At 44.9% G+C, this 8,287-nt stretch carries 8 protein-coding genes; 7 read left to right on the forward strand and 1 reads right to left on the reverse strand.

The window, feature by feature from the left end; genetic code table 11:
* Positions 1–429: 429 nt before the first annotated feature.
* Positions 430–591 (reverse strand): two pore domain potassium channel family protein, encoded by a 162-nt coding sequence (locus FH749_12880; protein MTI96347.1) that lies wholly within the window; start codon positions 589–591, stop codon positions 430–432.
* Between the two features lie 399 nt (positions 592–990).
* Here FH749_12880 and FH749_12885 point away from each other — a divergent pair, with 399 nt between their 5' ends.
* The 7 genes from FH749_12885 (at position 991) to FH749_12915 (ending at position 7,940) form a co-directional block, all read left to right on the forward strand.
* Entirely contained in the window at positions 991–1,686 is a 696-nt protein-coding gene (locus FH749_12885) for a response regulator transcription factor (GenBank protein MTI96348.1), read from the forward strand.
* A complete protein-coding gene (locus tag FH749_12890; protein ID MTI96349.1) occupies positions 1,679–2,986 on the forward strand; it encodes a HAMP domain-containing histidine kinase in 1,308 nt (435 codons plus the stop codon). The genes FH749_12885 and FH749_12890 overlap by 8 nt, the downstream gene beginning before the upstream one ends.
* Before the next feature lie 137 nt (positions 2,987–3,123).
* Complete coding sequence (locus tag FH749_12895; protein ID MTI96350.1) at positions 3,124–4,023, forward strand: hypothetical protein; 900 nt, start codon at positions 3,124–3,126, stop codon at positions 4,021–4,023.
* A gap of 46 nt (positions 4,024–4,069) precedes the next feature.
* On the forward strand, positions 4,070–5,515 hold the full coding sequence (locus FH749_12900) for an ABC transporter permease (protein MTI96351.1): 1,446 nt from the start codon (positions 4,070–4,072) through the stop codon (positions 5,513–5,515).
* 9 nt (positions 5,516–5,524) lie between these two features.
* Positions 5,525–6,196, forward strand: a complete 672-nt coding sequence (locus tag FH749_12905; GenBank protein ID MTI96352.1) for an ABC transporter ATP-binding protein — start codon at positions 5,525–5,527, stop codon at positions 6,194–6,196.
* Between the two features lie 63 nt (positions 6,197–6,259).
* Positions 6,260–6,628 (forward strand): hypothetical protein, encoded by a 369-nt coding sequence (locus FH749_12910; protein MTI96353.1) that lies wholly within the window; start codon positions 6,260–6,262, stop codon positions 6,626–6,628.
* 172 nt (positions 6,629–6,800) lie between these two features.
* Entirely contained in the window at positions 6,801–7,940 is a 1,140-nt protein-coding gene (locus FH749_12915) for a PDZ domain-containing protein (GenBank protein MTI96354.1), read from the forward strand.
* Positions 7,941–8,287 lie beyond the last annotated feature (347 nt).

Consider the following 8,287-nt stretch of genomic DNA (forward strand, 5'->3'; position numbering starts at 1 on the left):
ATGGTTGTGATGCGGGCTTCTTTCAGAAAAGCTGAAATTGAAGACTGGACAGTGTTTTCATCAAGTAGATTATTTGGTAACATGGTAGTGCAAGAACACCCTTTCGCTGGTTGTTGGGGTTTAGGCACTTCCATTTTACCAGCAAGGGGTGTTTTTGTACACCTTTGAGGCCAATAAAGTCAGGGGTTTACGGGTGTTTTACACCTGCGAAACTTGAGTAAGTTAATGTATAAAGATTTCCTATTCACCTTGGACATCAACTGGTTAAAGTGTCCCGAGTTTGCAAGCTCGGGACTTCTTTTATGCTTTAAATCCAAATACAAGTTGAGGGATATTAATTCACATTGTCGAAGAGAGAAGACAATAATGCTGGGTTGAGGTTGATTCTGATGAGTGCGAAGTGGGTTCTATTTGTAGTTGGTTTCTTGGTCAATGCGCTGAATGCACACACCGTTTAACAACCTCAAAAAATGATGCTAGTAATCGACCCCCAAGGCCTGCAGGTGCAATATCGCCATAGCCATCGGTAGTAGTTGTTACCAAGCTCCACCAGATAGCATCACCAAGATGGTTCCAACGTATATATGCCAAAACCTCCGGCGAGAATTATTAAGATAGTAAACACCAGTACTAAGTGAAGACTGTTAGTTTTTAGAACGTCGACTATTCACCTTTTGGGTTCCGGAAATGTCGTAAAAATTACTCCCCCCGGGAGTTTTTCTGCTTTTAAGGGCGCGTAACCGCTGGGATTTCAGCCGTGTATACATGTTTATAAAAACAGGAGGTGTTAGAAACTGGAGAACAATAATCGAGAATTAATCGGGAAAGCTAGCGTGATAATGTTATTTATTAAAGGTTTGTTAAAGGTTAATCTGTTATTATTATCTGGATAGGGCTTGAGCCTTGTGTTTGCAGATTATGGCAATTAGAATTAAAAATTGATGTGTGGCAGTGGGGAAAATGTTGAAAAATAGAACAGGAGGACTGCATGTGAAAGTATTAATGGTCGAAGATGAAACACATCTGGCAGAAGCCGTTCAACAGATCTTGAAAGTTAATAATTATAGCGTTGATTTGGCTTTTGATGGAGAGCACGGATTGGACTGTGCAATGTCTGGCATTTATGACATCATTGTTCTTGATATCATGCTTCCCAAAATGGATGGCATCACTATCCTGAAAGAGTTACGTAGTAGTGGTGTTACAACCCCCGTAATTTTGCTGACAGCTAAAGGCGAGGTCGAGAATAAGGTTGAAGGTCTTGACAGCGGCGCAGACGATTATTTAGCAAAACCGTTTCATACAGAAGAGTTAATAGCGAGACTGCGGGCTCTTGTACGACGTAAGGGTGAGTTTCATCACGATAATATTTTGTGTTTTAAAGACATTGAGTTTAATCCATTTACTCTGGAGCTTCGGTGTCGTGAAAAAATATATAAACTAACTCTCAAGGAAGGACAGTTGTTGGAATTATTATTAAATCATAAAACGATGATTCTCCCTACATCGATGATTATCGAAAGGCTGTGGGGATTTGATTCGGATACTGAAGATAGTCATGTGCAAGTATATATCTCGTTTCTGCGCAAAAAATTATCTCAGTTGGGCTCGAATGTGACGATTAGATCCGTGCGAGGGGTAGGGTATATTTTGGCAGTACACAAGGAAGTGGAGAAAAATGTTTAACAGACTAAGGAATAGGCTGTTAGTAATAAATATGTCGATTATCTCAATTGTGGTGATTACTGCTTTTGGAATTATTTATTTTATAACCAATGCTAATATTCAGGAAGAAAACCAAGCAAAGTTAGAATCAATTCCTAAATTGCCTAGTATTGTTCTTGGTAGCTCTGAGTTCTATGATCCGCAGTCAGGCCAGGTTGAACGCCGGGTCGTTTTTCCACGGTTGCCTATTGAGTACTCGCAGTCATTTATTACTTTAATCAACGAAGATGGTGAGACAATAGATGTATTCTCTTACATTGATATGCCGGAGGAAGCATACCATCAAATTGTGGCAAAGGCCAGGCAAACAGGAGATCCTCAGGGTTCTGTGTCTTTTGATAACAGGACATGGAAGTACGCTACTTCTTCGTTTGAAGACAGAATGTTGGTACGGGAGCATAACGGTCAACATGAAATTATTGATCATTCTGGTTACATGCAGATATCATTTTTAGATATAACCGATTCACGAAACACTTTGAACCGTCTCTTGCTTACTTTTGTATTGGTGGGCTTAGCCGTAATATGCAGCATTTTCGGCGTTAGTTTATATTTTGCCAACCGGTCTATTCGCCCAATCGAAGAAAGCTGGCACAAACAAAAGCAGTTTGTGGCCGATGCGTCTCATGAGTTGAAAACACCACTTGCTATTATTACAGCAAATACCGATGCATTGCTTGCAGATGGTAATGAAACGATAAACAGCCAAAAGAAATGGATTGATTATATACAATCTGAAACAAGTCGAATGAGTAAACTGGTAAACGATATGCTCTATTTGGCTAAGGTTGAAGACTCTAATGAACTGCAAGTGCCCTTTGATCTGAGTGGCATTGTATCGGACGTAACAGCTTCCCTGGAGGCCATTGTATTTGAAAAAGGGGTTCATCTAACCCAGAATATAGAATCTGACATATTCGTCAAAGGAGACAGTGAAAACATTAAGCGGGTTGTGTTAATATTGCTGGATAATGCAATTAAGTATGTAAATGACAAAGGGAACATTCATATTGAGCTGAAAAAACTCCGAAATACTGCGGTATTCTCTGTTCAGAACAGCGGCGAGGGAATACCGGAAGATAAATTGCCGAGAATATTCGACCGGTTCTACCGTATAGATCCGTCGAGATCGCAGGAAACAGGTGGCTATGGTTTGGGGTTATCTATTGCCAAGGCCCTGGTTGAACGCTCAGGAGGTAGCATTTATGCGGAAAGCGCGGATAACAGCACAACTTTTACCTTTGAACTGAAGTTAATCTGATCGAATAGGGGAGAAAAAACTAAAGACTTCCGGTTGCTAAATAAGCCCGGAAGTTTTTTGTTTCATTAAAGGTTCGTTAAAGGTTTGAACTTTATGCTTGGTTTAAAGAGTAGACTCCATCACAAGGAGGATTTCAAATGAAGGCTTTAGCTATCGTTCTGCTTGTCATTATGGTGGCTGCTGTGATCATCCTTTTCAACGGTGGACTCAGTCAGTTACCGTGGCTGCAGAGGCACATTCCATCTCCAGGGCAGAACTATATGAGCAGGCAATCGGAAGTGCCGCCTCCCATGGACAAAGAGCTTGAAGAAGAATTTGTCGCCGCATATTTTACGGTAAACATGGACCGGATGATGGAACGTATGCGGTCCACGACCGGCAAGATGACAACAGCCGCTCCGCCAATCTCGCCGGGACAGTACCTCGCCTTTGGAGATTCAGAATTACTGGGGGGCAGCATTTATAGCGCGTCCATTGGCGTATACAGCGTGCCCGCTATTTCTGTAGTTGACGCACATCTTGGCGGCGGCTTAGACAGACCAATAATGGGTATCCAAAGCAGCGCAGACATCCCGGAGTTTATGATGAGTTTGCAGGGAGGGAGGTTCGGGGAGTTCAACAACGGCTTAAGAAGCGTGGCCGCTGGGCGTATGCCGGATGCGCTGAATGAATGTATAGTGAGCGAAGAACTCGCGAGGACAGCTGGGCTGTCCGTCGGCGATACACTGTCCCTGTCCTCCTTTGTTCAGGATAAAGACCGAAACAGGAAGGACATCGGATTTGAACTGACGATTGTCGGTATCTATCGGGATTCCACCAACGAATACGCCAACGGCGCAAGGCAAAACGCCTACACCAACCGCCGCAATGAAATTCTGACTACCTTTGAAACGGTGGGCTCGTCAATACCGACAGGGTACAGTGGCGCGCAACTGGCGGCAACCTATTATCTGAAAAGCCCCGATTTATTGGACGCTTTTGCTAAGGAGGTTTACGCAAAGGGACTTGACCCCGTATACGACGTAGTGTCCCCCTAACCGTTCCCATTTCTAATCGTAATAATAAGCCAAAGGAGAGAAAGTCATGTATATTTTGCTCAACGCATTCCGCAATGTATTACGGAATAAAGGTCGAAACTTACTGCTCGGCGCCAGTTTCTTCGTCATCATCGTTTCAGCAGTGGTAGCGATGATGATTAATAGCACAACAGGCACTATCATTGATGATTACAAATCAAGGTTTGCGTCGGTAGTGTCCATCACACCCAATATAGATCGTATGCGCGAGCAAGCGATGGCAGATGGTTCTACCGGCCCTAGGAGGATTTCAGCCCCGATTATTCCTTCGGAACAGTATATTGAATTTGGAAACTCAGAGTATCTTTACGACGCTGTTTATACGGCATTCACGTCGATAAACTGTGATGTTATCACGGCTATTGACGCCGAATTGGGTGGTCAAGCCATGCAGGGAACCATTTATTCCGGTGATGAAGCATCGATACCAACCAGTTTCTATTTCAGCTTGCATGGTAACAAGTTTGGGGACTTTGAGGAAGGTTTGCGCGATCTTGCCGAAGGCCGCATGCCCGAAAACCTGGACGAAGCTATCGTCAGCAGCGACCTAGCAGAACTAAACGACATTTCCATCGGCGACAAGCTATCCTTCACCTCCGAAATAACTCTAAAAGGAGAAAGCAGTTTTGCCGATACGCATAATGTAGAAACCTATTATGATTTAGAGGTCGTTGGCATTTACTACGACGCAACTGATGAATACATGCAGGGCGGACGGCAAAACGCCCGCACCAACCGCAGGAACGAGATACTGACAACCTACGAAACTGTGATGGTTCCTTTCTTACCTGATTATGGCGGAATCACAATTTCAGCAACCTACTTTGTGGAAAACCCCGATATGATTCCTGCCTTTGCCGAGGAACTTTACGCCAAGGGTCTAGATCCGATATTCGATGTGGGAACCGATGAGGCTAGTTACAATAAGATTATTGGGCCGGTGGAGGGCTTGCGCAGTATAGCTGTCACCTTTATGTTCATCGTCCTGCTCTTTGGCGGTGTTATCATCGCCCTGCTTTCTTCTATCGCCATCCGGGAGCGCAAATACGAAATCGGCGTACTGCGCGCCATGGGCATGAAGAAACATAAAGTGGCATTAGGTTTGTGGTCAGAAATGCTGATTATAACCTGCCTTTGTCTAGTGGTTGGGCTTGGTATCGGTATGTTAGTCTCGCAACCCGTAACCAATACTCTGCTGGCCAAGCAGATTGAGGCTGCGGAAGCAGCCAGCCAAATGCCAGGCTTTGGCGGTGGTATGATGATGGGTGGTATGGCAATGGGAGCAGCAGCTTCTAATGTGCAGCCGCTTTCCGAAATCAATATTACGCTGGGGTTTGCCACAATCCTGCAAATCATCGGAATCGCGTTACTGCTGGCAACCTTCGCCGCGCTTATTGCCATTAGCCGCATTACAAAATATGAACCGATAAAAATCTTGATGGAAAGGAATTAGGTGAGCAAAGTGAGCGTTCTCGCACTGAAAAATGTGACATACAGATATGAAGGCGCCAGGAAAACTGTTTTGAAAAGCATCAATGTCGAGTTTAAGGCGGGAAAAGTTTATACGATTGTCGGCAAATCTGGGGCAGGAAAATCGACTCTGCTATCGCTGATTGCAGGGCTTGATGTAAGTGCCGGTGGTGAGATACTGTACAGCGGAGCTGATTTAAAAACAATCGACCGTGACGATTACAGAGCAAAAAACATTGGTGTAATTTTTCAAAGCTTTAATTTGCTTCAAAACGCCACCGGCATGGAAAATATCCTGCTCTCTATGCATATCAGCGGCAGCAGGGAAAAAGACAAAAGGGCATTTGCCTATGCACTTTTAGAAAAGGTGGGCATTGATACGGAAACAGCTGACAGAAAAGTATTAAAGCTTTCCGGCGGTGAGCAACAGCGGATTGCCATCGCGCGGGCGTTGTCCCATAATCCCGATATTATCATTGCCGACGAACCGACCGGGAATCTGGATAAGGATACCGAGGCCGATGTGCTCAGCATTCTGACCTCTCTGGCCCATGATGAGGGAAAATGCGTTATCATCGTCACCCATTCCAGAAAGGTCACTTCCATCGCCGATGAGATATGGGGTATTAACGAAGGGAAATTGCTTCAGATTAAACAACGTTAAGCAAAAGAGAGATTCTCTAATCTGATGCAGTATATGGACGCGAGTCCGGAAAGGTAGTGAAAAATGAAGTACAATAAAGTGAAAATGCCGATTTTATGCATTGCATTATATGCATCTGCAGGGATGCTAGTCCTATATACGATTTGGTCGGCAAGTAATTCCCGGAGTTATATCTCCGAGTTGGTTGCTATGGGGCAATTGACTTTTAAAGGAAACGAATATGATATTGTTAACTTCTATATGTCAAACAGTGCGCAATACGCACTGTTTGCAATCATCTTATTTACTCTAGGGTGGATTACGCAAAAGATTTCACTTCGCAAACCGGAAAGTGTTTATGTAGATAATAAAGCGGCTTCAGCCGGCAAGGTAGCTTGTAATGAAGATGCAGAAGATGATTTTGAGGATTGGTTCCAGAACAATGACCATTAATAGCTTTGGAGAGTGCAAGGGTTGTCGTCAGCTACACATCCAGATTCTATTTTCCCCCGCCCGAGGACAGTGTTCATACTTTATTTAAAGTCTGGCAACAATATTGGCCAGCATGAGAGGTAAAGTATTATTGTCGCTTTAGGCATGTAAATTAACTGTGGAGGTGCGTTCAATGGAAGATATCACTCCGAGATTCATCCGTCGTTCTCGGTTAAAATATTTCTTATCCCTTGTGGCAGCAGCTCTGGCAGGAGGGCTGATTGTCCTGAGCGCACTGCCTGTGCTGTTGCCCTATATGCTGCCAGAGCCGGAAACTCAACATCAACTGCCTTGGTTAAATCATCCGGAGGATGCCTCCGTTCTGGATTCAGAGTACCAGCAATCCGCGGTGGTTAATGCAGTGAATAAGGTTGCGCCGGCAGTCGTTGGGGTAACTAGAATGTCACAGAGCGGGCACCGTTACGGGCAAACCTCCGACTTAGCGCCATCCGGCCATGGGAGCGGCGTTATTATTAGTCCGGACGGATATATTGTCACCAATTATCATGTGGTTGAAAACGCAGCGGAGGTTATTGTAACTTTAAGTAATGGTCGGGAACTGAAGGCAACAATGGTCGGCGAGGATCCCGGAACAGATTTGGCGGTGTTGAAAATAGATTCTTATGATTCTATGCCTTGGGCTTCTTTGGGCAATTCGGATGCATTGATTGCCGGTGAATTTGTCGCCGCTATAGGCAACCCCGGTGGCCTGGACTTGGAGCGCTCTGTAACCTTTGGTATTATCAGCGCTACAGATCGCAGTTTGGATGTGTATGATTGGGTTTTTGGCCTGGTTCAGACGGACGCCGCTATAAATCCCGGTAACAGTGGCGGACCGCTAATCAATATGGCGGGTCAGGTGGTAGGCATCAACAGTGTAAAAATACTGGATGCGGAGGGCCTTGGTTTTAGCATCCCCAGCAATTTGGTAAAGACAGTGAGTCAGTCTCTTATCGAAGATGGTCGGGTGGTTCGACCGATGCTTGGAGTTTCCATTACAGAAATCTCACCTGCCCTTGCCCAGATCCACTCCTTAAAAAGTGATTATGGTCTGCTCGTGGTGGAGACACCGACCGGGCTTCCTGCCGATATTGCAGGCATTATTGCTGAGGATATAATCATTGAGGTTCAGGGAACTGCCATACAGAGTCTGCGAGATCTCCGCCAGGTGTTAAGCGATAGCGAAGTAGGAGAAACAATTGAAGTTACAGTTTTGCGCGGGGCAACGACGCTAACATTCGAGGTAGTGCTGGCTGACCAAAGTTCCCTCTAAACTTAAGTAAATAATTGCTTGAGAAGGGGAGGCGAGAATCCCAGTTGCCAGTGGCCCATGGCCAAGGACAGCTTTTGTCACCACCCCATGCTATACTTATCTCAAACAAAGAATTACTCCCCCCCGGGAGTTTTTCTGCGTTTAAGGGCGCGTAACCGCTGGAAATTCAGCCGTGTATACATTCAATACAAAACAGGAGGTGTTAGAATGGCTAATTTGTGGATGTGGTTTCCCGATGCCAAGGAGAGGCGCGAGTATGTAATTCAACTACTGGGTCTGGAGTCCACGAAAAAAGAGGCGTTGGCGTTACAGGAGGAATATCTGGCAGGTTTAGATGCTGGCAAAAC

The sequence above is a fragment of the Bacillota bacterium genome, assembly GCA_009711825.1.
Lineage (GTDB): Bacteria > Bacillota > Proteinivoracia > UBA4975 > VEMY01 > VEMY01.